The organism is Aliishimia ponticola (assembly GCF_004803475.1).
In the GTDB taxonomy this organism is placed as follows: domain Bacteria; phylum Pseudomonadota; class Alphaproteobacteria; order Rhodobacterales; family Rhodobacteraceae; genus Aliishimia; species Aliishimia ponticola.
This window is the reverse complement of record NZ_SRKY01000004.1, coordinates 340,852-364,693: the sequence shown is the minus strand read 5'-3', so window position 1 is coordinate 364,693 and position 23,842 is coordinate 340,852. Positions and strand designations below refer to the sequence as shown.

At 60.5% G+C, this 23,842-nt stretch carries 27 protein-coding genes; 20 read left to right on the top strand and 7 right to left on the bottom strand.

The window, feature by feature from the left end:
- Window positions 1-112 precede the first annotated feature (112 nt).
- The 3 genes from dapE to rnr are packed head-to-tail and all read left to right on the top strand — an operon-like array spanning window position 113 to window position 4,146.
- Window positions 113-1,261, top strand: coding sequence for a succinyl-diaminopimelate desuccinylase (gene dapE, locus E4Z66_RS16090; protein ID WP_136464070.1), 1,149 nt, complete (start codon window positions 113-115; stop codon window positions 1,259-1,261).
- A 9-nt stretch (window positions 1,262-1,270) separates the two neighbouring features.
- Complete coding sequence (locus E4Z66_RS16085; protein ID WP_136464069.1) at window positions 1,271-1,882, top strand: TIGR04282 family arsenosugar biosynthesis glycosyltransferase; 612 nt, start codon at window positions 1,271-1,273, stop codon at window positions 1,880-1,882.
- A complete protein-coding gene (rnr, locus tag E4Z66_RS16080; RefSeq protein ID WP_136464068.1) occupies window positions 1,879-4,146 on the top strand; it encodes a ribonuclease R in 2,268 nt (755 codons plus the stop codon). Before E4Z66_RS16085 ends, rnr begins: the two co-directional genes overlap by 4 nt.
- A 3-nt stretch (window positions 4,147-4,149) precedes the next feature.
- On the opposite strand, the gene E4Z66_RS16075 is transcribed toward rnr, so the two are convergent.
- Window positions 4,150-4,548, bottom strand: coding sequence for a DUF1801 domain-containing protein (locus E4Z66_RS16075; RefSeq protein ID WP_168797824.1), 399 nt, complete (start codon window positions 4,546-4,548; stop codon window positions 4,150-4,152).
- Window positions 4,549-4,693: 145 nt separating this feature from the next.
- Here E4Z66_RS16075 and E4Z66_RS16070 point away from each other — a divergent pair, with 145 nt between their 5' ends.
- Window positions 4,694-5,398 carry a helix-turn-helix transcriptional regulator gene (locus E4Z66_RS16070; protein ID WP_136464067.1) on the top strand — a complete coding sequence of 235 codons (705 nt, stop codon included), beginning with the start codon at window positions 4,694-4,696 and terminating at the stop codon, window positions 5,396-5,398.
- Between the two features lie 64 nt (window positions 5,399-5,462).
- Window positions 5,463-6,842: a lytic murein transglycosylase gene (locus E4Z66_RS16065; RefSeq protein ID WP_425456153.1), complete on the top strand. Its 1,380-nt coding sequence runs from the start codon at window positions 5,463-5,465 to the stop codon at window positions 6,840-6,842.
- On the opposite strand, the gene arsB is transcribed toward E4Z66_RS16065, so the two are convergent.
- From arsB to E4Z66_RS16050, 3 genes are all read right to left on the bottom strand, one after another.
- Window positions 6,839-7,915: an ACR3 family arsenite efflux transporter gene (gene arsB / locus E4Z66_RS16060; RefSeq protein ID WP_136464065.1), complete on the bottom strand. Its 1,077-nt coding sequence runs from the start codon at window positions 7,913-7,915 to the stop codon at window positions 6,839-6,841. The genes E4Z66_RS16065 and arsB overlap by 4 nt on opposite strands.
- Window positions 7,916-7,924: 9 nt before the next feature.
- Entirely contained in the window at window positions 7,925-8,248 is a 324-nt protein-coding gene (locus E4Z66_RS16055; protein WP_136464064.1) for an ArsR/SmtB family transcription factor, read from the bottom strand.
- Between the two features lie 147 nt (window positions 8,249-8,395).
- Window positions 8,396-9,826 (bottom strand): aspartate aminotransferase family protein, encoded by a 1,431-nt coding sequence (locus E4Z66_RS16050; protein ID WP_136464063.1) that lies wholly within the window; start codon window positions 9,824-9,826, stop codon window positions 8,396-8,398.
- Window positions 9,827-9,958: 132 nt separating this feature from the next.
- Here E4Z66_RS16050 and E4Z66_RS16045 point away from each other — a divergent pair, with 132 nt between their 5' ends.
- The 5 genes from E4Z66_RS16045 (at window position 9,959) to E4Z66_RS16025 (ending at window position 15,295) form a co-directional block, all read left to right on the top strand.
- Entirely contained in the window at window positions 9,959-11,041 is a 1,083-nt protein-coding gene (locus E4Z66_RS16045; RefSeq protein WP_136464062.1) for a polyamine ABC transporter substrate-binding protein, read from the top strand.
- A 52-nt stretch (window positions 11,042-11,093) separates the two neighbouring features.
- Window positions 11,094-12,221 (top strand): ABC transporter ATP-binding protein, encoded by a 1,128-nt coding sequence (locus E4Z66_RS16040; protein WP_136464061.1) that lies wholly within the window; start codon window positions 11,094-11,096, stop codon window positions 12,219-12,221.
- 61 nt (window positions 12,222-12,282) lie between these two features.
- Entirely contained in the window at window positions 12,283-13,158 is an 876-nt protein-coding gene (locus E4Z66_RS16035; RefSeq protein ID WP_136464060.1) for an ABC transporter permease subunit, read from the top strand.
- Window positions 13,155-13,973: an ABC transporter permease subunit gene (locus tag E4Z66_RS16030; RefSeq protein WP_136464059.1), complete on the top strand. Its 819-nt coding sequence runs from the start codon at window positions 13,155-13,157 to the stop codon at window positions 13,971-13,973. Before E4Z66_RS16035 ends, E4Z66_RS16030 begins: the two co-directional genes overlap by 4 nt.
- Window positions 13,970-15,295, top strand: a complete 1,326-nt coding sequence (locus tag E4Z66_RS16025; protein ID WP_136464058.1) for an NAD(P)/FAD-dependent oxidoreductase — start codon at window positions 13,970-13,972, stop codon at window positions 15,293-15,295. The genes E4Z66_RS16030 and E4Z66_RS16025 overlap by 4 nt, the downstream gene beginning before the upstream one ends.
- A 7-nt stretch (window positions 15,296-15,302) precedes the next feature.
- Here E4Z66_RS16025 and E4Z66_RS16020 read toward each other — a convergent pair whose 3' ends face one another.
- Together E4Z66_RS16020 and E4Z66_RS16015 are read right to left on the bottom strand one after the other, a co-directional pair.
- Complete coding sequence (locus E4Z66_RS16020) at window positions 15,303-15,986, bottom strand: flagellar hook capping FlgD N-terminal domain-containing protein (protein ID WP_136464057.1); 684 nt, start codon at window positions 15,984-15,986, stop codon at window positions 15,303-15,305.
- A gap of 55 nt (window positions 15,987-16,041) precedes the next feature.
- The gene (locus E4Z66_RS16015) at window positions 16,042-17,541 is read right to left on the bottom strand and encodes a flagellar hook-length control protein FliK (protein ID WP_168797823.1); all 1,500 of its coding nucleotides are present in this window, start codon (window positions 17,539-17,541) and stop codon (window positions 16,042-16,044) included.
- A gap of 117 nt (window positions 17,542-17,658) precedes the next feature.
- On the opposite strand from E4Z66_RS16015, the gene E4Z66_RS16010 reads away from it, so the two are divergent.
- From E4Z66_RS16010 to flbT, 5 genes are all read left to right on the top strand, one after another.
- Window positions 17,659-17,940 carry a rod-binding protein gene (locus E4Z66_RS16010; RefSeq protein ID WP_136464055.1) on the top strand — a complete coding sequence of 94 codons (282 nt, stop codon included), beginning with the start codon at window positions 17,659-17,661 and terminating at the stop codon, window positions 17,938-17,940.
- Complete coding sequence (locus tag E4Z66_RS16005) at window positions 17,930-18,286, top strand: flagellar protein FlgN (protein ID WP_136464054.1); 357 nt, start codon at window positions 17,930-17,932, stop codon at window positions 18,284-18,286. Before E4Z66_RS16010 ends, E4Z66_RS16005 begins: the two co-directional genes overlap by 11 nt.
- 208 nt (window positions 18,287-18,494) lie before the next feature.
- Complete coding sequence (locus tag E4Z66_RS16000) at window positions 18,495-19,319, top strand: flagellin N-terminal helical domain-containing protein (protein ID WP_136464053.1); 825 nt, start codon at window positions 18,495-18,497, stop codon at window positions 19,317-19,319.
- 93 nt (window positions 19,320-19,412) lie between these two features.
- Entirely contained in the window at window positions 19,413-19,769 is a 357-nt protein-coding gene (gene flaF, locus E4Z66_RS15995; protein WP_246036048.1) for a flagellar biosynthesis regulator FlaF, read from the top strand.
- Window positions 19,766-20,170, top strand: a complete 405-nt coding sequence (gene flbT, locus E4Z66_RS15990; RefSeq protein WP_136464051.1) for a flagellar biosynthesis repressor FlbT — start codon at window positions 19,766-19,768, stop codon at window positions 20,168-20,170. The genes flaF and flbT overlap by 4 nt, the downstream gene beginning before the upstream one ends.
- A gap of 172 nt (window positions 20,171-20,342) precedes the next feature.
- On the opposite strand, the gene E4Z66_RS15985 is transcribed toward flbT, so the two are convergent.
- Complete coding sequence (locus tag E4Z66_RS15985; RefSeq protein WP_136464050.1) at window positions 20,343-21,671, bottom strand: FliI/YscN family ATPase; 1,329 nt, start codon at window positions 21,669-21,671, stop codon at window positions 20,343-20,345.
- A gap of 82 nt (window positions 21,672-21,753) precedes the next feature.
- Between E4Z66_RS15985 and E4Z66_RS15980 the strand changes: the two genes are divergently transcribed.
- The 5 genes from E4Z66_RS15980 to E4Z66_RS15960 are packed head-to-tail and all read left to right on the top strand — an operon-like array spanning window position 21,754 to window position 23,830.
- Window positions 21,754-22,143 (top strand): FlgB family protein, encoded by a 390-nt coding sequence (locus E4Z66_RS15980; RefSeq protein WP_136464049.1) that lies wholly within the window; start codon window positions 21,754-21,756, stop codon window positions 22,141-22,143.
- A gap of 2 nt (window positions 22,144-22,145) precedes the next feature.
- Complete coding sequence (gene flgC / locus E4Z66_RS15975; RefSeq protein ID WP_136464048.1) at window positions 22,146-22,541, top strand: flagellar basal body rod protein FlgC; 396 nt, start codon at window positions 22,146-22,148, stop codon at window positions 22,539-22,541.
- Window positions 22,542-22,561: 20 nt separating this feature from the next.
- The gene (gene fliE, locus E4Z66_RS15970; RefSeq protein WP_136464047.1) at window positions 22,562-22,840 is read left to right on the top strand and encodes a flagellar hook-basal body complex protein FliE; all 279 of its coding nucleotides are present in this window, start codon (window positions 22,562-22,564) and stop codon (window positions 22,838-22,840) included.
- Between the two features lie 3 nt (window positions 22,841-22,843).
- Complete coding sequence (locus E4Z66_RS15965; RefSeq protein WP_136464046.1) at window positions 22,844-23,113, top strand: flagellar biosynthetic protein FliQ; 270 nt, start codon at window positions 22,844-22,846, stop codon at window positions 23,111-23,113.
- A gap of 3 nt (window positions 23,114-23,116) precedes the next feature.
- On the top strand, window positions 23,117-23,830 hold the full coding sequence (locus tag E4Z66_RS15960) for a flagellar hook-basal body complex protein (protein ID WP_136464045.1): 714 nt from the start codon (window positions 23,117-23,119) through the stop codon (window positions 23,828-23,830).
- Window positions 23,831-23,842 lie beyond the last annotated feature (12 nt).

Here is a 23,842-nt window from a genome sequence, read left to right as displayed (position 1 = left end):
GTTGAAATTACACGCATCGGTCGCGCCTGTTAAGCGCCTGTTCACCATATCACCTTGCGGACGCGCCATTTTCGCCACAAATCTGGGCAGGCCCACAGCAAAGGAGCGATCCATGTCCCAAACCGACCCCGTAGAATTGACCGCGGAGCTTGTCCGCTGCGCCTCGGTCACGCCGGAAGAAGGCGGGGCGCTGCAATTGCTGCAGGCGCGCCTGACAGCGGCGGGGTTCGAATGTCGCTGGGCCGACCGGGGCAATGTGCGAAACCTTTTCGCGCGGTGGGGGGACAAGGGGCATCCGCGCAGCTTCGGGTTCAACGGGCACACGGATGTGGTGCCCATCGGGGATGAGGCCGCCTGGACGCACCCGCCCTTCGGGGCCGAGATTGTCGATGGCGTTCTTTATGGGCGTGGGGCCACCGATATGAAATCCGGGGTCGCGGCCTTTGTCGCGGCGGCAATCGATCTGGTGCAGACCGCTCCGCCGGACGGGGCCATCGTGATCACCATCACCGGCGATGAAGAAGGCGACGCGGTGGACGGAACCTGCGCGCTGCTGGATCACATGCATGCGGAGGCCGAACAGATGTCGGTCTGCCTTGTCGGCGAACCGACCTGCCCCACGACCATGGGCGAAATGATCAAGATCGGGCGGCGCGGCTCCATGACGGCGTGGTTCGAGGTGACCGGGGTGCAGGGGCATTCGGCCTATCCGCACCGGGCGCGCAATCCGCTGCCCGCACTGGCACGGCTGATGGACCGGCTCGCCAGTCACGAAGTGGATCGCGGCACAGAGCATTTCGATGCCTCCACCCTCGCGATTGTGACGATGGATACCGGCAACCCCGCGACAAATGTGATCCCGGCGCGCTGCTCTGGCACGGTGAATATCCGGTTCAACGATGCCCATAGCGGTGCCAGCCTGTCCGATTGGCTGACCGATGAGGCCGCGCAAGTGGCAGAGGCGTTCGGGGTCACAATCGACACGCGGATCAAAATCTCGGGCGAGAGTTTTCTGACCCCGCCGGGCGCGTTGTCACAACTCGTCGCCACAGCGGTCGAAGCGGAAACCGGCGTCGTGCCAGAGCTTTCCACCTCTGGCGGTACATCCGACGCGCGTTTCGTGAAGAACCATTGCCCTGTGGTGGAATTCGGGCTGGTGGGCCAGTCCATGCACAAGGTCGATGAGCATGTGGCGGTGGATCATATCGTTCAGCTCAAGGCGATCTATGCGCGTATCCTGCGTGACTATTTCGCCGCCTGACCCGATCCGATGAAGCGTCCAACACTCGTCATCATGGTGAAGGAACCGCGTCCGGGCCGGGTCAAGACGCGGTTGGCGGCGGGGATCGGACCTATTCCGGCGACATGGTGGTTCCGGCACCAGACGCGGTCGCTGATCCATCGTTTGCGTGATCCCCGCTGGCAGATCGTCCTTGCCGTCAGCCCCGACCGGATCGGGCTGCAAAGCCGCTTTTGGCCGGAAGGCATGGCGCGCCGCGCACAGGGCACCGGGTCGCTGGGCGACCGTATGGGCCGGCAACTGCGATCCGCACCGCCCGGTCCGGTTTGTGTGATCGGTGCGGACATTCCCGGTATCGGCAAACCGCAGATCGCACGCGCCTTCAAGGCGCTTGGCGCGGCGGATGCGGTATTCGGCCCGGCAATGGATGGCGGCTATTGGCTTGTCGGTCTGCGGCGAAGGCGGGCGGTTCCGCCGCAGCTTTTCGCGGAAGTGAGGTGGAGCACCGAACACGCGCTGACAGATACGGTGGCGACACTGGATGGACACAGCATTGCTTACGTCGATCGGCTGCGCGACGTGGATACCAAGCACGATTTGGCCATGACCTCCGCCGTGCCCCGTGCTACGCAAACGCTATGAGCAGGATCCCCACCAAGGCCGAAGTCCTTCAATGGATAACGGAGAACCCCACACAGACCTCCAAGCGCGATATCGCCAAGGCATTCAACATCAAGGGTGCCGCGCGGATCGATCTCAAGCGTGTTCTCAAGGAGCTTGAGGCCGAGGGGCATCTCGAAAAACGCAAAAAGACCTATCGTGATCCGGACCGGCTCCCGCCTGTCAGTATCCTTCAGGTTCTGGCGCCCGGCATAGATGGGGATTTGTTCGCCCGCCCGCTGGAATGGCATGGCGAAGGGGTGGAGCCCAAAGTGATCCTGATCCCGCGTGCCTCTGACCCGGCGCTGGGTGAAGGCGACCGTATTCTTGCCCGGCTGACCGCCATCACCGAGGGCGACGTAAATTACGAAGCGCGACTGATCCGCCGGATCGGCAGCAATCCGCGCCGTATTCTGGGCATCTTCCGCAAGGGCAGCGAGGGCGGGCGTGTCCTGCCTATCGACAAGGGTTCTGACCTTGAATGGCAGGTCGCCGAAGGGGCGACTCACGGGGCCAAGGACGGCGAGCTGGTCGAGGCCGAGCAGGCCGGCCCCAAGGCCCGGATGGGTTTGCCGCGCGCGCGGATCGTCGCGCGTCTGGGCGATCCGACAGAGCCGCGCGCCGTTTCCCTTATTGCGATCCACCAGCACGGCATCCCGGACGATTTCCCCGATGAAGCGATTGCAGAGGCCGACCGTGCCAAGCCGCTTGGCCTGTCCGGGCGCGAAGACCTGCGGGATATGCCGCTGGTCACAATCGACCCAAGCGACGCCCGCGACCATGATGATGCCTGCTGCGCCTATCCCGATGATGATCCAAAGAATGAAGGTGGCTTCATAATCTGGGTCGCGATTGCCGATGTTGCGGGCTATGTGACGCCCGGCTCGGCACTGGACCGGGAGGCCCGCAAGCGCGGCAATTCCTCCTATTTCCCGGACCGCGTCGTACCGATGCTGCCGGACCGGCTGTCGGGCGATCTTTGCTCGCTCCATGAAGGGGTGCCGCGCGCCTGTATCGCGGTGCGCATGGTGATCGACGCCCATGGCCGCAAGCTGCGCCATCACTTCGTGCGTGGGCTGATGCGCTCGCCCGCCTCGCTGAATTACGAGGAAGTGCAGGCCGCGATTGACGGCACACCGAATGACAACACGGCGGGTTTGCTGGATCCGGTTCTGCGCCCGCTTTACGGGGCTTATGCCGCGCTGGTGGCCGCCCGCAAGCAACGTCAGCCGCTTGATCTGGATCTGCCCGAACGCCGTGTCGAACTGGATGACGATGGCAAGGTGCGCACGGTCGCGTTCAAGGATCGGCTTGATGCGCACCGGCTGATCGAAGAATTCATGGTGCTCGCCAATGTCTGCGCCGCCGAAACACTGATCGCCAAGAAATCGCCGCTGCTGTTCCGCGTGCACGAAGAGCCGCCGCCAGAAAAACTGGAAAGCCTGCGCGACACGGCAGAGGCGGCGGGGTTCTCTCTCGCGAAGGGACAGGTGCTCAAGACGCAGCACCTGAACAATCTGCTCGATCAGGCGGCCGGGTCGGATGAGGCGGAATTGATCAACCTCGCCACGCTGCGGTCGATGACGCAGGCCTATTACAGCCCGAAGAATTTCGGGCATTTCGGGCTGGCGTTGCAGTCTTACGCGCATTTCACTTCGCCGATCCGCCGCTATGCGGATTTGATCGTGCACCGCGCGCTGATCACGGCCCATGGTTGGGGCGATGACGGGCTAAGCCCGGATGATATCGACCGGCTGGAATCGACGGCGGCCCATATTTCGGAAACCGAGCGGCGGTCGATGATGGCCGAACGCGACACGACGGACCGCTATCTTGCGGCTTATCTGTCAGAACGTGTGGGCAACGAATTCGGCGGCAGGATCAGCGGCATTGCGCGGTTCGGCGTCTTTGTGAAGCTGGATGAGACCGGGGCCGATGGGCTGATCCCGATGCGCAATCTGGGTCACGAATATTTCCACTTCGACCGCGAGGCCGGCACCCTGATGGGGGCCGATACCGGCATCGAAATCCGGTTGGGTCAACGCGTGCTGGTCCGGCTGACAGAGGCCGCCCCGGTGACCGGTGGGCTGGCGTTGGAGCTGCTGGAGCTTGAAGACGCGGCAATGCCGCGCGGTCCGAAATCGAACAGGCGCGGTGCCCGATCCGCAAAGCGTAAACCGGCGCAAGCCAAACGGCGCAAGGACAAGACGAAGCGCAAAGTGGAACGCAAGCGTCGCCAGAAATAGGCGTTAAAGATGATAGCGCAGCGCGTGGGCGACAAGCTGTCCATGCCGCGCTGGTTCGATCTGTGCGGGATCATCGAACAGGATAGCGCGATTGCCATCGACCCGGTCGAGACCGGGGAAGGCCGACACGAAGTCAGAGATGATCGTCGTCTGACAATGGGCAAAAAGCGCGAAACCGCCCGCTTTCGGGCACCCGATCCGCAGCGTCGATCCGGACTTGGTGACTGGCGTCGTGAAAGACGGCTGGCCCCATTTCAAACACTCTGTCACCGGGCCGATTTCGGGCAAGGTGCGCGCCGTGTCGAGGATCAGACCTCGCAGAGCCCACAGCCCTGCCTGCGCCCGTGCCGGGGCGGCATCAATCGCGGCTTTGACATCGGGCGGAGGCGTTGGATGGGGCATATGGGTATCATGGCAGTGCGGATGCAGTCTGCAAAGGCGCTTGGCCGACGCATGACACTGATCCCGCCGCATTCCTTTCTTGCTTTGCATCAACGTATGGCGGAACCTGCTGTCAGTTTCTGGCAAGAGGTTCGAGGACAAGCAGATGTCACGCACCGAACGGCTGTTTCAACTGATGACTGTTTTGCGCAGCGCAGAGCCGCCAGTGACGGCGGATGTGCTGGGGCAGGAGCTCGATATCTCGATCCGCACGGTGTACCGCGACATTGATGCCCTGCGCGGCCTTGGCGCGGTGATCGATGGGGAGGCCGGGTTCGGCTATACGCTGGTCGAGGATGCCAGCCTGCCGCCGCTTGCCTTTGAGGATGACGAGTTGGAGGCGCTGGTCCTTGGCCTGCGCGAAGTGTCGGTGATCGCGGACCCTGCCTTGGCGAAGGCGGCCCGATCCGCGTTGGCCAAGATCACGTCGCGGGTGCCACAGCGGCAGGCGCATCGTCTGGAACACGCGGTTCTGGATGCTCGACGCTATGTGCGCCCGCCCCCGCCCGGCATCGACGCGGCGACCCTGCGTGCGGCCACGTGGGCGGAACAGGCGGTGGCGTTTTCCTATCTGGATGCCAAGGGGGACAAGACCCGGCGCACGGTCTGGCCGTTGGGTATTGTCTATCTCGAAGCGTCCAACGTGTTGCTGGCGTGGTGCTTGCTGCGGCAGGACTATCGCAGCTTCCGGTTGGACCGCATGTCCGATCTGTCGGTGCTGGAGGACAGTTTTCGCCCACGACGCGTGTCGATGCTGCGCGAGCATATCGCGCGCTTGCGGCAAACCGCGTCGGACCATGTCAGCACATGATTGCATCTTGGTCTGCCTCGCAGCGCCGAGTATCATGGGCAAAACGAGAATGGTTGAGGCAATGATGCGGTTGATTGTATGGGCTTTGGCCCTTGGAATGAGTGTAACGCAGGTCACCAGTGCGCCCTTGAGCGAGTCCAAACGGCCTATTCTGCGCGGCGATCCACAGGTTGCCGCCGATGAGGTGGCGCAGGTCCGCCCACGCTCCCGGCCCGCCGTGGCCGTCACGGCCAGCGAAGACGAGGCAGACCCTGCGCCTGTTGAGGCTGCCGAACCGGCCCCCGTGAGCCCGCCGAAGGTCGTAGCGCCCCCCAAAGACCCCAAGGAAATTGCATTCGAGCGTTGGATCGAGGATTTCCGTCTTCGGGCAGAGGCGCAGGGGATCACACCGAAAGTGCTGGATGCGGCGCTGGCGGATGTTCAATACGACCCGGACGTCGTGCGGCGTGATCGGAACCAGTCCGAGTTCACCAAGACGATCTGGGAATATCTCACCACCGCAGTCAGTGACACGCGGATCGCCAATGGCCGCGCGGCGTTGGAACAGCACGCGGAGACCCTCAAGCAGATCGAAGAGAAATACGGCGTCGATCGTCAGATCGTCGTAGCGATCTGGGGGCTGGAAAGCGCGTTCGGCGCGTTTCGTGGCTCTGACAGCACGCTGAACTCTTTGGCGACGCTGGCATTCGATGCCCGCCGTTCGGAGTTTTTCGAAACGCAGCTCATCGCGGCCCTGCGCATCCTGCAAAGCGGCGATACCGTGCCTTCCAACATGAAGGGAAGCTGGGCCGGGGCGATGGGGCATACGCAATTCATGCCGACCTCATATCTGGAACATGCGGTGGATTTCACCGGCGACGGCAAACGCGACATCTGGGGCGATGATCCGGCGGATGCGCTTGCCTCTACCGCCGCGTACCTGAAGGCGAACGGCTGGACCAAGGGGCAGCCATGGGGTGTCGAAGTGCGACTTCCGCCCGGCTTCGATTATGCGCTGGCCGACCGGAAGATCATCAAGTCACCCTCTGATTGGGGCGTGCTCGGAATTCGTGACGAGACCGGGCGGCAAGTGCCCGATTATGGCCCTGCGGCGATCCTGCTGCCCGCCGGAGCGTCGGGCGCGGCCTTCATGATCTTTGACAACTTCGCCGTCCTGGAACGGTACAATTCAGCGGATGCCTATGTGATCGGTGTCGGTCACTTGGGCGACCGCATTCTGGGCGGACCGCCGATTCAAGGCCAGTGGCCCGAAGGCGACCGGGCCCTGACCTATGATGAGCGGATCGAATTGCAGGAACGTCTGATCGCCGCCGGTTTCGATACCGAAAAGGTGGACGGCAAGATTGGCCCGCTCACCATTTCGGCCGTGCGGCGCTGGCAGCAAGCTACGGGACGGTTGCCGGATGGCTATGCCTCGCTCCGCGTGCTGAACGCGCTGCGCTAGGCCCGCTTTTCCGGGCGGCTCGCGCCAATCGCGCTTTCTTCGGTAGGGAACCAGTGCCGGGTGCGATTGGCGAACCAGACGAGCGACAACATCACCGGCACCTCGACCAGAACGCCGACCACGGTCACCAGCGCAGCGATGGAGTTCAGGCCGAACAACCCGATCGCCACCGCCACGGCCAGTTCAAAGAAGTTCGATGTGCCGATCATGGCGCAGGGCGCGGCGACTTTATGCGGAACGCGCCAGGCCCGCGCCGCCCAATAGGCCACGGCAAAAATGCCATAGGATTGGATCAAAAGCGGGATTGCGATCATCACGATGACTACCGGCTGTGACAGGATGACGTCTCCCTGAAACGCGAAAAGAAGCGCGACCGTCGCCAACAGGCCAATCACGGAAAACGGCTTCAGCTTTGCGGTGAAGCGATCCACGGTGGCGTCGGCTTCGGCCTTGGATCTGGTCCCCCGCGTCATCCGCAGGCGCGTCACGATGCCGGCGGCGAGCGGGATCACCACATACAGCCCGACAGAAAGCAGCAGCGTGGTCCACGGCACGGAAATGTCGGTAAATCCAAGCAACAGCGCGACAATCGGCGCAAAGGCAAAGACCATGATGGCGTCATTCAGCGCGACCTGTGCCAGCGTATAGTTCGGATCGCCCTTGGTCAGCTGTGACCACACGAACACCATCGCAGTACAGGGCGCGGCCCCCAGAAGGATCATCCCCGCGATATACTGACCCGCCGTTCCGGGTTCGATGGATGGGGCAAAGACATATTCGAAGAACAGGACGCCAAGCGCGGCCATGGTGAAAGGCTTGATCAGCCAATTGACGGCGAGCGTGATGATCAACCCCTTTGGCCGCTCATGCACCCGCTTCAACGCGCTGAAATCCACCGCGACCATCATCGGATAGACCATCGCCCAGATCAGCACGGCAATGACGAAATTGACCGACCCGTATTCCAGACCGGCGAGGAACCCGACCAGCGCGGGCGCGAATTGCCCAAGGGCAAGGCCCGCGACAATTGCAAGCGCGACCCAAAGCGAGAGATATCTTTCGAACAGACTCATGCGTTTCCCTTATGTCTCTTTCGAGGTGTCTGGTGTCCAGCAGGTGTCGTCTTCGGGCGCGTCCAGCGTGCCGATGAAGGCGCCAAGGGGGGCCAGCCCTTCGGGGTTGAGCGCATAGCAAATGCGCGGGCCGGAAATATCGCCGCGGATCAATCCCGCGGATTTGAGGATGCGCAGATGTTCTGACACGGTGGACTGGGCAAGTCCGACGGCCCCCACGATATCACCGCCGATGCAACCCGGCGTTTTCTGCAACAGGCGCAGAATCTTGATCCGCGCGGGGTGCGCCAATGCCTTGCCGAGTTCGGAAATTTGCAGATCGGAATCGGTCATCGAGTCGCGTCCTTTCGTTCATCGTCGATAAACGATAAGGGCGAGCGCAGCAATGGGAGGACCCATGCCGTTTTTGCAAGTCTGCCTTGCCGCAGTGCGATGCGGCGCGCGTGGGGCCATTGCCACGCCGCGCGCCGGTCTGCTGTCTTAGAAGTTCTTGGCTTTCATGCTCGCCGTTCCGGGGGCGGCGGATTTCAGCATGTCGTTGGCCTTGAGATGCGCATATGTGTCGTCCAGCGCTTTGCGCGCGCGGGTGATCAATATCTTGATCTCGTCCGGGGTGATGACAAGCGGCGGGGAAATCACCATCCGATCACCCACATGGCGCATCACCAAATTATTCGCGAAGCTGTTTTCCCGGCAAATCAGCCCGACTGTGCCTTCGGGCGTGGCGAATTTCGCACGGGTCGTCTTGTCCGGCGTCAGGGCGAGAGAGCCCATCAGCCCTTCGATCCGTGTGTCGCCGACAATCGGATGATCGGACAGGCTTTCCCACGCGGCCTTCATCGCGGGCGCGGCCACGTTCCGCACATGGTCGATGATATTCTCGTCCTCAAGGATGCGGAGGTTTTCCAACGCCACAGCGCAGGCAACAGGGTGACCGGAATAGGTATAGCCGTGGAAGAAATCGCTGCCATCCATGACCTTCGCCACCTTGTCCGACACGATGGAGGCGCTGATCGGCTGATAGCCCGAGGACAAGCCCTTGGCGACGGTCATCACATCCGGTTCGATCCCAAGGGTCTGCGATCCGAACCAGTTGCCGGTGCGCCCGAAGCCGCAGATGACCTCGTCCGCGATCAGCAGAATGTCGTACTTGCGGCAGATGCGTTGAATTTCCGGCCAATAGGTTTCGGGCGGGATGATGACACCGCCTGCGCCTTGGATCGGCTCACCGATGAAGGCGGCGATACGCTCTGCGCCATGTTCTTCGATCACGGCCTCGAGCGCGCGCGCAGTCTGCAAGCCGAACTCCTCGGGCGTGCTGTCCCCGCCTTCGGCCCACCAATGGGGTTGGTCGATATGCACGATGTCCGGAATCGGCATGGAGTTCACATCATGCATATAGGCCATGCCGCCCAAGCTGCCTGACCCGACAGAGGACCCGTGATAGGCGTTCTTGCGCGCGACGATGATCGTCCGTTCCGGCTGACCCTTCCACGCCCAATAGGTGCGCACGAGGCGGATATTGGTGTCATTCGCGTCCGAGCCGGAATTGCCGAAGAACACGTGATTCAGATCGCCCGGCGCAAGCTCTGCCAGCTTTTGCGCCAAAGCGATGGTGGGGGCCGTCGTGGTTTGGAAGAACGTGTTGTAATAGGGCAGTTCGCGCATCTGGCGGGCGGCGGCCTCGGCCAGTTCGTCGCGGCCATAGCCGATATTCACACACCAAAGCCCGGCCATCGCGTCGAGAATCTCATTCCCGTCGCTATCTGTCAGAAATACCCCATCGGCCCGTGTGATGACCCGCGCCCCCTTCTTCGCGATTTCATCATTGCAGGAAAACGGGTGCATATGGTGGGCCGCATCAAGCGCCTGCAACTCGGCAGTCGGCAAGTGATTGGTGATCTTGTTCATGATTTCGCCTTTCGCAAACCATAAGGGGGGTCTTGGGGCACAATTCCACGCAAATCCGCTTGTTACCAGCGGTAAAACTTGCTCAAGTCGCGTGAACAAGGGGATAACGGCGCATTCTACAAGGAGTATGAAATGCACGCACTCAAACTGGGCATGTCCGCACTGGCACTGACCGCAACGGTTGCTACGGCGGAAGAGGTCAGAGTCTACAACTGGTCCGACTATATCGACGAAGAGCTTCTGACGAAGTTCGAAGAAGAGACCGGGATCGACCTGATCTATGACGTGTTCGACAGCAACGAAGTGCTGGAGACGAAGATGCTGGCCGGTTCGTCCGGTTACGACATCGTGGTTCCCACCGGCACCTTTCTGAGCCGCCAGATCCAGGCTGGTGTTTTCCAGAAGCTGGACCCGGCGCAACTGCCGAATCTGGAAAACATGTGGGATGTGATCGAAGCGCGGACCGCGGCCTATGACCCGGACAACGCTTATTCGATCAACTACATGTGGGGCACCACCGGGCTGGGCGTGAATGTCGGCAAGGTGAAAGAGGTTCTGGGCGAGGACGCCCCGATCGATTCCCTCGCGCTGATCTTCGATCCGGCGAATATGGAAAAGCTCGCGGAATGCGGCGTGCATTTCCTTGATGCGCCGACCGAACTGATCCCGGCCGCGCTGGCATATGCGGGCGAAGACCCGGATGGCAAAAGCAAAGAGGCGCTGGCCAAGGCGGAAGAGGTCCTGATGGCTGTCCGCCCCTATGTGCAGAAGTTCCATTCGTCGGAATACATCAATGCGCTGGCCAATGGTGATATCTGCGTGGCAGTCGGCTGGTCCGGCGACGTGCTGCAAGCGCGTGACCGCGCGGATGAGGCCGAGAACGGTGTCGAAATCGTCTATAACGCCGCCAAGGAAGGCGCGTTGATGTGGTTCGACCAGATGGCAATTCCGGCAGACGCACCGAACCCGGAAGGCGCGCATAAATTCCTGAACTTCATCATGGACGCGCAGAACATGGCCGCTGCGTCGAACTACGTCTATTATGCCAACGGCAACCTCGCGAGCCAGGAATACCTGATCGAAGACGTGATCGACGACACCGCGATCTATCCTGACGAGGCCGCGCTGGACAATCTGTTCACGGTGACTTCATGGGGCGCGAAAGATCAACGGTCTCTGACCCGGCTCTGGACCAAGATCAAGTCCGGCACCTAAGTTCAACCGGGCGGCCTGATTGCGGGCCGCCCATTTCTTTTGGGACGCTTCCTTGAACACTCCTGTTTTCGCGCCATGGGCCGATCCCGACGCAAAGCCGCTGATCCGCTTTCAGAACGTCACCAAAAGCTTCGGTGACTTCACGGCCATCGACGATCTGACGCTGGATATCTTTGAACGTGAATTCTTTGCCCTTCTCGGCCCGTCCGGCTGCGGCAAGACGACAATGATGCGGATGCTTGCCGGGTTCGAGGAACCGACGCAGGGCCGGATCGAACTGGCCGGACGCGATATCGCTGCGGTGCCGCCGAACAAGCGTGCGGTCAACATGATGTTCCAATCCTACGCGCTGTTTCCGCACCTGTCGGTCTGGGAAAACATCGCCTTTGGTCTGCGCCGCGAGGGCAAGGACAAGGCGGCCATCGCCGCGCGGGTCGAGGACATGCTCAAACTCACGCGGCTGCAAAAATTTGCCCGCCGCAAGCCGCACCAGATTTCCGGAGGGCAGCGGCAACGTGTGGCGCTGGCCCGGTCACTGGCAAAAGCACCGAAATTGCTGCTGTTGGACGAGCCGCTGGGCGCGCTGGACGCCAAGCTGCGCGAGGACACGCAGTTCGAGCTGATGGATATTCAGGAAAAGACCGGCACCACCTTTGTCATCGTGACACACGATCAGGAAGAAGCGATGACCGTCGCTTCCCGCATCGCGGTGATGGACGAGGGCAAGATCATGCAGGTGGATACGCCCGACCGGATTTATGAGGTGCCCAATTCCGTCTATGTCGCGGACTTCATCGGCGATGTGAACATTCTGGACGGAACCCTCACCGCCAATGGCGAAAACAGCTTTGCCCTGCATTACGCGCCCGATCAGGCACCCATTACCGCCCGGTCGGACAGGCCCTTTACCGATGGGCAATCGGCCCATCTTGCGATCCGGCCGGAAAAGGTCGCCATCCACAAGGAAAAGCCCGAAGGGGTCGACAATTTGCTCAGCGGCGAAGTTCTGGACATCGCCTATCTTGGCAATCTCTCGACCTATCACGTGCGCCTGCCGGGCGGCCAGGTGGTCAAGGCGCAAATCGCCAATACCCGGCGTCTGTCGCGCCGCGACATCACGTGGGAAGACAAGGTCTGGATCAGCTGGACCTTCACCGCCGGGGTGCTGCTGGATCAATGAAGCTGCCTGCCGATCACTCCTCCGCACGTAAGACAGCGCCGCTGGCCGGGAGCGCGCGATAATGCGGCGCGCGGCCCTCATTGCGGTGCCCTATGCGTGGCTGCTGGCGCTGTTCCTCGTGCCTTTCGCGATTGTCTTCAAGATGTCGCTGTCGGATATCGCCATCGCCATTCCGCCTTACACCCCGACGCTGAAAGACGGTCTGGCCGAGATGATCCGGGCCTTCGACTTCGAAAATTACGTCTTCCTGACCGAGGATGACCTATACTGGAAGGCCTATCTGTCCTCACTGAAAATCGCGGCCATCGCGACGGTGCTGACGCTGCTGGTGGGCTACCCGATGGCCTATGGCATGGCCCGCGCGCCCGAGGAATGGCGCCCGACGCTGATGATGCTGGTGATCCTGCCATTCTGGACCTCGTTCCTGATCCGCGTCTACGCATGGATCGGCATCCTCTCGACCGAAGGTTTTCTGAACCAGTTCCTGCTGTGGACCGGGCTGATATCCGCGCCGCTGACAATCCTGAACACGGCGGCGGCGGTCTATATCGGTATCGTCTATACCTATCTGCCGTTTATGATCCTGCCGATTTATGCCGCGCTGGACCGGATGGACGGCTCGCTGATCGAAGCGGCAGAGGATCTTGGCTGCTCGCGCCTTTCGGCGTTCTGGCTGGTGACGTTTCCCCTGTCACGCGGCGGCGTTATTGCCGGGTGCCTGCTTGTCTTCATCCCGGCGCTGGGCGAATTCGTGATCCCGTCGCTGCTGGGCGGATCGGGCACGCTGATGATCGGTAAGGTGCTGTTCGAAGAGTTCTTCAACAACCGCGACTGGCCCGTGGCAAGCGCCGTGGCAGTCATCCTGCTGCTGATCTTGATCATCCCCATCGTGTTGTTCCAGCTGAACCAGCAAAAACAGGCGGAGGCGGATCGATGACGCGCCTCAGCCGGTTCAACGTGGTCTCCCTTACGCTGGGATTCGCCTTTCTCTATATCCCGATGCTGATCCTCGTGATCTACAGCTTCAATGCGTCCAAGCTCGTCACGGTCTGGGCGGGGTTCTCTACCAAATGGTACGGTGAGCTTCTGCGCAACGAACAGTTCCTGGATGCCGCTTGGGTCACGTTGCGCGTGGCGGTCATCTCATCGACCATCGCGACTGTGCTGGGAACGATGGCGGCCTATGTGCTGGTGCGAGGCGGGCGGTTCTTTGGCCGCACGCTGTTTTCGGGCATGATCTATGCGCCGCTTGTGATGCCAGAGGTGATCACCGGCCTGTCGTTGCTGCTGCTGTTCATCGGGATCGGGTTGGACCGCGGCGTGCTGACGATCGTGCTGGCGCATACGACCTTTTCGATGTGCTATGTGTCGGTTGTCGTTTCGTCCCGGTTGATGAGCTTCGACCGCTCGCTGGAAGAGGCGGCGCTTGACCTTGGCGCGTCCCCCTTCGATGCCTTCCGCCTTGTGACCCTGCCGATCATCGCGCCGGCGGTGATTTCCGGCTGGCTGCTGGCTTTCACCCTGTCGCTGGACGATCTCGTGATCGCCTCTTTCGCATCCGGTCCTTCCGCCACGACGCTGCCGATGAAAATCTGGTCTTCCGTCCGGCTTGGGGTCAGCCCCGAAATCAACGCGCTGTCCAGCATCCTGATTGGCCTTGTGACGGTCGGCGTGATCTCGGCCTCGCTTGCCTCGAAACACGCAAGCCTGCGCCGCCAGCAAGAAACTCAGGCCGCAGCGCGCACCACATGAGGCGTATCTTTCCCGGCTATGTCTATGGCGATCAGCCACGGGATGATTGCTGGTGGACGACGACATGTGCTTTGCCCGGCACCCCTGTGCCCGCAGGCGATCTGCGCTGCGATGTGGCCATTATCGGCGCAGGATTCACCGGTCTGAACGCGGCGCTGGAACTGGCTGCGGCGGGGGTGGATGTTGTTGTGCTGGACGCGAAAGCCCCCGGTTGGGGCGCGTCTGGTCGCAATGGCGGGTTCTGCTGTCTTGGTGGCTCAAAGCTGTCTGACGCCGACCTGGATCGGCGGTTTGGCAAGCAGGCCCGTCTGGAATGGCGCGGCGCGGAACAGGCCGCAGTGGCGCATGTGGCGGGTTTGCTCTCCGATCACCAGATCGACGCCGATACTCATTCCCAGGGCGAGACCCTGCTGGCACATAAACCTTCCCGAATGCGAGGGATCGAGGAAGACGCCGCAAGCGTCGAAGAAAACTACGGTGTGACAGCGGATGTGCATTCGCGTGGCGATCTGGCCGGGCGCGGACTGAACGCGGGTTTTCACGGCGGCATCACGATACCGATTGGTTTCGGTCTGAACCCGCGAAAATACTTGGCGGGTCTGCTTCGCGCCGTCTTGGCCAAGGGCGCGCGCGTCTTTTCAGATGCGCCGGTCACGGGAATGGAGAAGGTCGGCACGGGATGGCGGTTGCAGACAGGTGCCGGAACGGTGATGGCCGAGCAGGCTTTGGTGGCGACCAACGGCTATAGCAGCGAAGACATTCCGCCCTCCCTCGCCGGTCGCTACATGCCGGCGCAGTCCAGTGTGGTCGTAACCCGGCCCCTGACGCAGGACGAATTGGCGCGCCAAGGATGGACCTCGCGGCAAATGTGCTATGACAGCCGTGCGCTGCTGCACTATTTTCGCCTGATGCCGGATAATCGAATGCTGTTTGGAATGCGCGGCGGGCTGGGCGCTTCCCATTCCGCCGAAAACCGGGCGCGGCTTCGGATTACACGCGATTTCGCGCGGATGTTTCCCGAATGGGCGGGCGTGGAATTGACCCATTACTGGTCCGGCATGGTCTGCCTGTCCGCCGGTCTGCTTCCGATTGTCGGGCCGGTCGCGGGGCGTGGTGGCCTGTGGACGGCGCTGGCGTTTCACGGGAACGGCGTGGCGATGGGCAGCTATAGCGGGGCGCTTGCTGCCCGCGCCATGCTTGGCAACGATCAACGCCCCGAGGTGTTGCAAAGCGCGCCATCCAAGTTCCCACTTGGCCGCTTCCGACGCGCGATGATGGTCCCGGCCTATCTTGGTTTGATGGCCGCAGACCGCTGGGTGTAGGCCGGGGTCAGGCCGCCTCGCGCAGTGCCGTGATTGCAGAGGCCTCAACCGAGGTGCCCCCATTCAGGATCAACTTGGTGATCCCGTTTTCAGTGCGGGCCTCTGTCACGCGCGTGTAGGTATCGGCAATGCTGGTCGCCAGAACCTGTTCGTTCGACAGGCTTTCGATCTTGAAGGAATAAAGCCCGGCGTTCATTTGTTCGCCATCATCATCAAGGCCGTCCCAGGTATAGGTGTCCGCAGCAAGGGACATCGGCACGCGCTGCACCACATCCCCGGTCGCATCCAGGACCAGCAGGTTCACCTCATCCGCGCCGGTCACGGGTTTCGACACGACATCAATTGGCGTGCCGTCGAAATAAGCCGGTGTTGATGTGCGGGCCTCCATCCCGATCCATCCAGCGACTTGCGCCATCTCGGAGCCGCCCATTTGGCTCACAAGTGCCGACAACAGATCATTCGTCAGAACTTGCTGTTCGACTGTCGAGAACTGCGCAAGCTGCCCAGAATACTCGGACGAATCGAGGGGTTCCAGCGGATCCTGATAACGGGCCTGCGCTGTCAGCATTTGCAGGAATGTCTCGAAATCCGAGGATATGACCGAAGAGGCTTCGGTATTGGCCGTGACGCTGGTCGATGCGCTGGTGGTGAGGGCCGAACTCGTGTTGGATGTTTGCGTAACTGCGTCCATAGGGGAACTCCTTCTTGGGCGGACGGGTGGCGTACCGCCGCATATGTGCTGCGGGTCAGACCCGGATATCTACCCGCCCGTCGGCGGAAATGATGGGACGCGCGGCGGGCGCGGCCTCGGCAGGGGCGGGATTGAGCATGTCATCATCGGACCAATCGAGCGCAGCCCCGGAGTCTTGCCCATCGGGGTTGTTGTCCATGTGTGACTCGGCGGAATCGCCTTGCCCGAAGGCTAGGTCGATGTGTTCAAACCCGAGATCGGCAAGCTCTTGCGCCAGCGTGTCAGCGTTGCGCCGCATCAATTCGATCGTTTCCGGTCGCTCGGCAAGCACAGTCAGCGTAACGCCGGTTTCGCCTGTGGCAATCGACAGGCGTACCTTGCCCAGCTCCTGCGGGTTCAGGGCGATTTCGATTGTTTTGTCCGTCATGTTTCGTGCAGCATTTTGTATCTGCAAGGCGACGGCGCGTGGAAGTTCCGCCCGCTGCAACGCGCTGGACGCGGACGATACGCTGGTTTGCGATGCCGACGATGTTGGCGAATCGAAACGCAGCGTTTCCAGATCGCCATCAAGGTCGAGCAGTTTTTCCGCCGCTTGGGCCTGCACGCGCATCTCGCGGTTTTGCAGAACCATCGGGCTGGGCTGGGCATAGGCTGCGGGGGTCATTTGCGGGGCGTTGGCGATATTGGTCGCGGCTTTCGGAGAGTCCGCAGAGGGTGTGGTTTGCGCGTCTGGAAGCGCCTGTGCGGCGGCTTCAGCGCGCGGTATCTGCATGGCCTGTACTTGTTTCGCCGTCATGCGATGTTCTGCGGGAAGAACGACCTGCCCTTCGCCTGCCGCTTTTACAGTCACCGGCGGCGCCGTTTCTGTGCGCAAGGTCTTACCCGGCTCCGCAACTTCGGCATCTACGGAGCGCGCCAAGGCCGGCGCATCATTATCCGGGATTTCTAAGGTATTTGGGGCGGCGATTGTGCCCGTTTTGGTCGCCGAGTTGACGGTATTCCCGGGACTCTGCGGTTTAACGGTCTCGGGGATGCTTGCGGCCTTCACTTCATCTACGGTGGCGGAATTCAAACGCGCGTCACCGGTGGGCTGTGCGTGTCCGGTCGTGATCCCTGATGGAACTGCGTCCGGAGTTTCCGAGAGCTGGGAAAAATCCGCATCGACCGCCCCGGGTTGGGCGTCGTCACTGGCTGTCACGCTGCCGGTTTCCATCGTGGCGGACATTTGATCCGCTTTCGGCTTTGGCAGATCCGGGATCGTGACCTTCCGCCGAGACGGCTCAGTCATCGCTGCCTCAAGTCCGGCGTCGCCATGCAGCGTGGTGTCATCTGCCGTATCACCATCAACAGCAGCGTCTTCTTGCAGGGTTTCCTCCGCGGTTTGCGGCATCTCGCCGTCGGACATTTCGACCTGATCCTGCAAGAGGCTGGCAAAGTCCGTCATGTCCTCACCGGCAATGTCGGATTGAACATTCGGTTTTCCGGTCACCTCTGATGAGGCCGCGCCGGGCTTTGCAGTGTCGGTAAGAACTGTCGCAAGAAAAGGTACTGTCACGGTCATTCGCTCCGGGAATTCTTCCACGGCACGCTTTTAGCCCACAACAGGTTACCGATATTTTTACCTGTCCGTGATTATTTCAGCAAAGTACCGACAATTTTCTGGACCGCGAACATGGACATACCTTCGAATCTGACTGGGCTGACAGCCCCCAAATCGACGGGCGACGTTGCATTGAAGCGCGCCGCAGAGAAGTTGGAGGCAACCTTTCTGGCGGAAATGCTGAAATCCGCAGGCCTTGGTCAGACCCCAAGCGCGTTTGGTGGCGGGGCGGGCGAAGACCAGTTTTCTTCGTTCCTTGTACAGGCGCAGGCCGAGGCGATGGTTGAGGCTGGCGGGATCGGTCTTGCCGAAACGATTTTCGATGCATTGAAGGAGCGACAAAATGCACAATGACCACGACGCGCTGATCCGGCAACTTGATGCACTTCTCGATGTCGAACGCGAAGCACTTCTGAGCGGCAAGCTTGAAGAGCTGCAGAATATCGTGACTGAAAAAGAAGACCTGATCCATCGTTTGGGCGAGGCGGATGTCGATCAGATTGGCCAGCTGTCGCCCGTCAACGACAAGGTCGTGCGGAATCAAGCGTTGCTGGAACAGGCACTCAAAGGCATCCGGTCCGTCGCGAAGAAGCTGGGCGAAATTCGGCAGGCTCGAAAGACCTTCGATACCTATGACCAACGCGGACACAAGAATCGGATTGAGGCCGAGACGGCGCCTTCTGTCGAGAAGCGGGCGTGACGCGGATTTAACTCAAATCGTATGAACGTCGGGAGAAGGGCTTAGGACTACATTAGCAACTTTCCGTGCATGTTGCGCCTGCATTCGGAAACACCGGGTGGCGCAAGGTCGGGACACCGATCACTGCAATGGTCAGAAAGACCTTTGGTCCGTCTCTAAGTGGGCGGGATAAAACTGGCTAAAGTGCCATAGACTGAAGGAAAATCTAATGTCGAGTATCCTGACAAACCGAAGCGCAATGACAGCCCTGCAAACTCTGCGGGGCATCAACAGCGATCTTGCGCATACGCAAAACGCGATTTCGACCGGTAAAGACATCTCCGGCGCCAAGGATAACGCATCCATTTGGGCGATCTCCAAGGTGATGGAATCCGACGTATCCGGTTTCAAATCGGTAGCTGACTCGCTTGCTCTGGGTGACTCCACCCTGGCGGTTGCTCTCGCCGGTGCGGAACAGATCACTGATCTGCTGAACGACATCAAAGAGAAAGTCGTCGCGGCGACCGGTGAAAACGTCGATTACACCAAACTGGGCAACGACGTCACAGAACTGTCCAACCAGGTGACCTCCATCATCGCGGCGTCGCAGTTCAACGGCTTCAACCTGCTGAATGACGATGGTGTGGATCTGACGGTTCTGTCCTCGATCGACCGGGATAGCTCTGGTGCGGTGACTGCGGCGAACATTACCGTGACCGCCGTCGACTTCACATCGAACCTTGATCTGAGCGACATCGACGTCAGCTCTTCTTCCGCTGCGGAAGCTTCGATCGCGAACATCGAAGCCCATATCCAGACAGCGGTTGATGCAGCCGCGGCTTTGGGTGCCTCCGCCAGCCGGATCGAGGATCAGACCGAGTTCGTGAATCAGGTGATGGACGCAATGAAGTCCGGGATCGGCTCACTGGTCGACGCAGACATGGAAGCGGCCTCTGCACGCTTGCAGGCGCTGCAAACGCAACAGCAGCTCGGTGTTCAGGCGCTCTCTATCGCCAACTCGTCGCCGCAGACCATCCTGCAGCTGTTCCAGTAATATTGATGCCGGGGGCGCATCATTCCGCGCCTCCGGCACGTCTGGAGTAATGAGTAAAATGGCAAGGTGGTTCAAAAAGTGTCTACAGCAACAATGGCGCATCGCGCCTACGCCTCGACTGCTGAAACGGTTCGTACGCCGAGAAGTGTCGAGTTTCAGGTTATCGCAAGAATTACGCATCGCCTGAAAAGCGCGATCCAATCCAAAGACAGACGCAAGCTCATCGAAGCGATGCATGAGAACCGTCTGCTTTGGAATACGCTGGCCGCAGATGTCGCGTCCCCTCAAAACGGTCTGCCTGACGATTTGAAGGCGCGTATCTTTTATCTTGCAGAATTCACGGTGCAGCACACGCGCAAGGTTCTCAAGAACGAAGACAACGCGGTCGCATTGCTGGAGATCAACGCAGCCATCCTTGGCGGTCTTCAACACGAAGGAAAAGTAACATGAGCGGACTTGTTCTGAAACTTAGTCCGAAGGAAAGGGTGTTGGTGAATGGCGCTGTGATCGAAAATGGTGATCGTCGTAGTCGATTGTCGATCATCACGCCGGGCGCAAATATTCTTCGTCTGCGTGACGCAATTCACCCGGAAGAGGCGAAAACCCCGGTGCGGCGTGTCTGCTATGCAGTGCAATTGATCCTGTCCGGCGATACGGATCCAGAGGAACTTAAACTTCCTCTGCTGCGTCAGATCGAAGAGTTGAGCCAAGTGTTTACCGACCCTGACAGTCGGCATCATCTCGAAGAAGCGACAACATCGGTTATTGCGGGGCAGCATTACAAATGCCTCAAAGCGCTCCGTGCGCTGCTGCCACGAGAAGATCGGTTGTTCGCCGCCGCGCGAAATTAAGCGCTGTCGCGAACACCCGCTCAGAAATGACCCGAGGCGTTGAGAAACGGCTCGGGTTTTTTTCTGCAACGGCGTCAAACCGTGATCTCCGACGCTTTGATTGTTCACGCTTATTAGGTGTCGCGCAAAACCTCCCTTTGGCATGTAAGCACGCGATGACCGGTGCCGAATCTCAACGAACGCCCGCACGCCTCAGAATCAGCCGAAGCCTGTCAAAGCTTTGCGCCGGGGTCATCGCGCCGCACACCCCCAAAAACGAGTCGAGTTCCGGCCAAATTTTTATCGCGACGTCGAGCTCCGGATCGGTTCCTTCGGTATAAAGCCCGGATCGGATCATCATCGCATTCTGCTCGTAAAGCGAGGTCAGCGACCTGACTTTGGAGATAAGAACATTTTCTTCCGGGCTTGCCGCATCCGGAAGAGAACGCGACACGGACCGAAGAAGATTGATCGCCGGATATCGTCCCCGTTCGGCGATGGCGCGATCAAGAATTACGTGGCCATCAAGAACGCCGCGAAGAATGTCCGCGATGGGTTCATCCATATCCGACCCTTGCACCAGAACCGACAGAACAGAGGTAATGTCGCCGCTGCCCTCCAACCCGGGTCCGGCCCGCTCGCATAGTTCGGTAATTAACTGAGCGGTGGACGGCGGATGCCCCCGCAAGACCGGGACTTCGCCCGCTGCGGTGGCAATCTCGCGATGCGCCTCGGCGAACCGCGTAATCGAATCGGCGACAAACAACACGGATTTGCCAGCATCGCGAAAATGCTCTGCGATACTCATGGCGGTCCAGGCACATCGCCGACGCTCCAACGCGGATCGATCAGAGGTCGCGGCCACGACAACGCATTTGCGCATGCCCTCTTCGCCCAAGACCTCGTGCGTGAAATGCTTCAACTCGCGCCCGCGTTCGCCGACCAGCGCCACAACTGCGACGTCGCAAGAAATGTTGCGCACGATTGTGCCAAGCAGGGTGGTCTTCCCGACCCCCGATCCAGCAAACAACCCAACGCGCTGCCCACCTACGATCGGGAGTAGTGTATTCAAAGCCTGCGATCCGGTCGCCAATCGCTCACCGAATCCCTTGCGGCGTGCAGCCGGCGGCGGAGCCGTTTTCAAGGGACGACGATCAGGTCCGGATGGCAGATTGCGGTCGTCCATCGGTTCGCCATTGGCGTCGATGATCCGGCCCAACCACGCGTCACATGGCGCGATGGTCAGGGGGTCTTTCAGAATTACGCGTGCGCCGAGTGACAAGCCGGAAAGCTGGCCGTCGGGCATGACGGTGACGTGCGATCCTTCGATTTGCACGATTTCGCCCGCGATCCACGCATGATCCACGAGTTCGATCGCGACCTGATCGCCCAGCCTGGCCAAGGAGGCGAGCCCTTCTACCAAAACCCTGCCGCCATCGGTGGCGGTCACGCGGCCGATCGAATGAACCGGTTTCAAAGTACTGATCTTTTGAACCAGATCGTCGAGTATTTCAGTTTGCATCGCATCCTCCTGATGTCCGCAAACCGTTTCTAAAGGAATCGGGGTTAAACCTTGATTGAAGCCAATCGAGGGAGAAGCCCCGATGTTTGAAAATCTGGATGTCTTTAAGATGTCGTCTGCTATGGCGTCCCATGCGGGGCGCAGGCAGGCTCTGACGGCGCAGAATGCGGCCAATGTCGATACGCCCGGTTACCGGGCCAAGCGGCTGCCCAGTTTTGCTGACCTTACACAATCACCCGACCAACACCCGGCATTGCGCGCGACCCGTGCCGGTCATCTTTACGGCGTCGGCGCCGAAGTGACGCATGCGCGCGTGACCGAAGAGCGGAACGACCCTGCGCCTGACGGAAACACGGTGTCTGTCGAGCGTGAGATGCTCGAATCAGTGTCCGCCACGCGGGAGCACAGCCGCGCCCTCGCGATCTACAAATCGGCGCTGACTATTCTACAGACAACATTGTCGAGGTCCTGATCATGGCGAGTGAATTCTCCAAAGCTCTTGATGTGACGGCTAGCGGGCTCAAGGCACAGGCGACCCGCCTGCGGCACCTCTCAGAGAATATTTCCAACGCGGAAACGCCCGGCTATCGGCGCAAGACTGTGTCTTTCCAGGCAGAGGTTGAGCAGCAAACCGGCGTGTCCAAGGTCAAAGCCAGCCGTCCGGAACTTGATTCCGGTGAGTTGAAGCGAATCTATGATCCGCAGCACCCGATGGCAGATGAAACCGGTCACTACGACGGCTCGAACGTCAATCTGCTGATCGAACTCGCGGATGCCCGCGAGGCGCAGCGTAGCTACGAAGCCAATCTCAAAATCTTCGAACAAACCAGAGCTATGTCGTCGAGCCTTCTCGAACTTCTACGACGTTAATCCAGAAAGGAGCATCTAGAATGGATGTGCGTGCAGTATCGGCTGTTCAAAAATATGCAGCCTCTAAACCCGCGACCGAACCTGAGGCGCTTGGCGAAGCCATGCGCGGTGCGGTCTCTGACTTCGCGCAGACCTTGGCCAATGCAGAAGCAACGGCCAAGGCAGCGATGACCGGCGATGTGGATCCGCATGCGTTGGTTCAAGCGCTGGCGCAGACGGAACTGGCCGTCGAAACTGCAGTGACGATCCGGAACAAGGTCGTCGAGGCGTATCAGGAAATCCTGAGAATGCCGGTCTGAACGATGCTGGAAGAGGTCATCTTTTTCGACACCTTGCGGCAGGCGCTGTGGACGGCGGTGGTCGTCTCGACGCCGATCCTCGCCGTCGCGCTTGTCGTGGGTGTGTCGGTCGGGCTGCTTCAGGCGCTTACCTCGGTGCAAGAGATGACCTTGACCTTCGTGCCGAAACTCGTGGCGATCGTCGCGGTCTTCTGGGCATCGATGGGGTTCATGACCGCCAGCATCGTCACATTGTTCCAAAGTCAGATCATTCCCTTGATCGTAGGAGGTTAACGAATGGACTCCGCATCATATGCCACGCTGTCCCGCCAAGTCGGGCTTTGGCGCGAGATGAGCATCGTCGCCAATAATATCGCCAACAGTGCGACGAACGGCTACCGGCAAGAGGGGCTCGTGTTTTCCGAGTATATCAAGGCCGATCCGGGCGGGCGTTCCTTGTCCATGGGCAACGGCAACATCCAGAACACCTCTTTCACGCAAGGCGCGTTGACCGAAACGGGGGGCACGTTCGACTTCGCAATCGAGGGCGAAGGCTTCTTCCTGGTGGAAACGCCGATGGGTGAGCGTTTGACCCGCGCGGGCAGCTTTTCCCCCAATGCGGAAGGCGATCTGGTGACGCATGACGGGCTGCGCGTGCTTGATATCGGCGGCGCGCCTGTCTTTGTGCCGCCGGACGCGGGCAATATTGCGGTCGCCGCTGATGGGACGATCAGCGCGGATGGTCGACTTCTGGGTCAGTTGGGCGTTGTCCGGCCGCTCGATCCCGGCGGGATGACCCGTGAGGACGGTGTCATGTTTGTCGCGGAGGCAGGGTTTGAACCGGACGATACGTCGCGCGTTCTGCAAGGCTTTGTCGAGAATTCGAACGTCGATGCCGTCACCGCTCTGGCGCGGATGATCGAGGTGCAGCGCGCCTATGAACTCGGCCAGTCATTTCTGGATAGTGAAGACCAGCGCGTTCGCAGCGCGCTGAGTTCCCTTAGCAAGTAACCCAAACGAGGA

What these genes read in the sequence shown, in the direction of transcription:
- dapE (WP_136464070.1), top strand. Translation starts at nt 113, where the DNA reads ATGTCCCAAACCGACCCCGTAGAATTGACCGCGGAGCTTGTCCGCTGC.
- E4Z66_RS16085 (WP_136464069.1), top strand. Translation starts at nt 1,271, where the DNA reads ATGAAGCGTCCAACACTCGTCATCATGGTGAAGGAACCGCGTCCGGGC.
- rnr (WP_136464068.1), top strand. Translation starts at nt 1,879, where the DNA reads ATGAGCAGGATCCCCACCAAGGCCGAAGTCCTTCAATGGATAACGGAG.
- E4Z66_RS16075 (WP_168797824.1), bottom strand. Translation starts at nt 4,548, where the DNA reads ATGCCCCATCCAACGCCTCCGCCCGATGTCAAAGCCGCGATTGATGCC.
- E4Z66_RS16070 (WP_136464067.1), top strand. Translation starts at nt 4,694, where the DNA reads ATGTCACGCACCGAACGGCTGTTTCAACTGATGACTGTTTTGCGCAGC.
- E4Z66_RS16065 (WP_425456153.1), top strand. Translation starts at nt 5,463, where the DNA reads ATGCGGTTGATTGTATGGGCTTTGGCCCTTGGAATGAGTGTAACGCAG.
- arsB (WP_136464065.1), bottom strand. Translation starts at nt 7,915, where the DNA reads ATGAGTCTGTTCGAAAGATATCTCTCGCTTTGGGTCGCGCTTGCAATT.
- E4Z66_RS16055 (WP_136464064.1), bottom strand. Translation starts at nt 8,248, where the DNA reads ATGACCGATTCCGATCTGCAAATTTCCGAACTCGGCAAGGCATTGGCG.
- E4Z66_RS16050 (WP_136464063.1), bottom strand. Translation starts at nt 9,826, where the DNA reads ATGAACAAGATCACCAATCACTTGCCGACTGCCGAGTTGCAGGCGCTT.
- E4Z66_RS16045 (WP_136464062.1), top strand. Translation starts at nt 9,959, where the DNA reads ATGCACGCACTCAAACTGGGCATGTCCGCACTGGCACTGACCGCAACG.
- E4Z66_RS16035 (WP_136464060.1), top strand. Translation starts at nt 12,283, where the DNA reads ATGCGGCGCGCGGCCCTCATTGCGGTGCCCTATGCGTGGCTGCTGGCG.
- E4Z66_RS16030 (WP_136464059.1), top strand. Translation starts at nt 13,155, where the DNA reads ATGACGCGCCTCAGCCGGTTCAACGTGGTCTCCCTTACGCTGGGATTC.
- E4Z66_RS16025 (WP_136464058.1), top strand. Translation starts at nt 13,970, where the DNA reads ATGAGGCGTATCTTTCCCGGCTATGTCTATGGCGATCAGCCACGGGAT.
- E4Z66_RS16020 (WP_136464057.1), bottom strand. Translation starts at nt 15,986, where the DNA reads ATGGACGCAGTTACGCAAACATCCAACACGAGTTCGGCCCTCACCACC.
- E4Z66_RS16010 (WP_136464055.1), top strand. Translation starts at nt 17,659, where the DNA reads ATGGACATACCTTCGAATCTGACTGGGCTGACAGCCCCCAAATCGACG.
- E4Z66_RS16005 (WP_136464054.1), top strand. Translation starts at nt 17,930, where the DNA reads ATGCACAATGACCACGACGCGCTGATCCGGCAACTTGATGCACTTCTC.
- E4Z66_RS16000 (WP_136464053.1), top strand. Translation starts at nt 18,495, where the DNA reads ATGTCGAGTATCCTGACAAACCGAAGCGCAATGACAGCCCTGCAAACT.
- flaF (WP_246036048.1), top strand. Translation starts at nt 19,413, where the DNA reads ATGGCGCATCGCGCCTACGCCTCGACTGCTGAAACGGTTCGTACGCCG.
- flbT (WP_136464051.1), top strand. Translation starts at nt 19,766, where the DNA reads ATGAGCGGACTTGTTCTGAAACTTAGTCCGAAGGAAAGGGTGTTGGTG.
- E4Z66_RS15985 (WP_136464050.1), bottom strand. Translation starts at nt 21,671, where the DNA reads ATGCAAACTGAAATACTCGACGATCTGGTTCAAAAGATCAGTACTTTG.
- E4Z66_RS15980 (WP_136464049.1), top strand. Translation starts at nt 21,754, where the DNA reads ATGTTTGAAAATCTGGATGTCTTTAAGATGTCGTCTGCTATGGCGTCC.
- flgC (WP_136464048.1), top strand. Translation starts at nt 22,146, where the DNA reads ATGGCGAGTGAATTCTCCAAAGCTCTTGATGTGACGGCTAGCGGGCTC.
- fliE (WP_136464047.1), top strand. Translation starts at nt 22,562, where the DNA reads ATGGATGTGCGTGCAGTATCGGCTGTTCAAAAATATGCAGCCTCTAAA.
- E4Z66_RS15965 (WP_136464046.1), top strand. Translation starts at nt 22,844, where the DNA reads ATGCTGGAAGAGGTCATCTTTTTCGACACCTTGCGGCAGGCGCTGTGG.
- E4Z66_RS15960 (WP_136464045.1), top strand. Translation starts at nt 23,117, where the DNA reads ATGGACTCCGCATCATATGCCACGCTGTCCCGCCAAGTCGGGCTTTGG.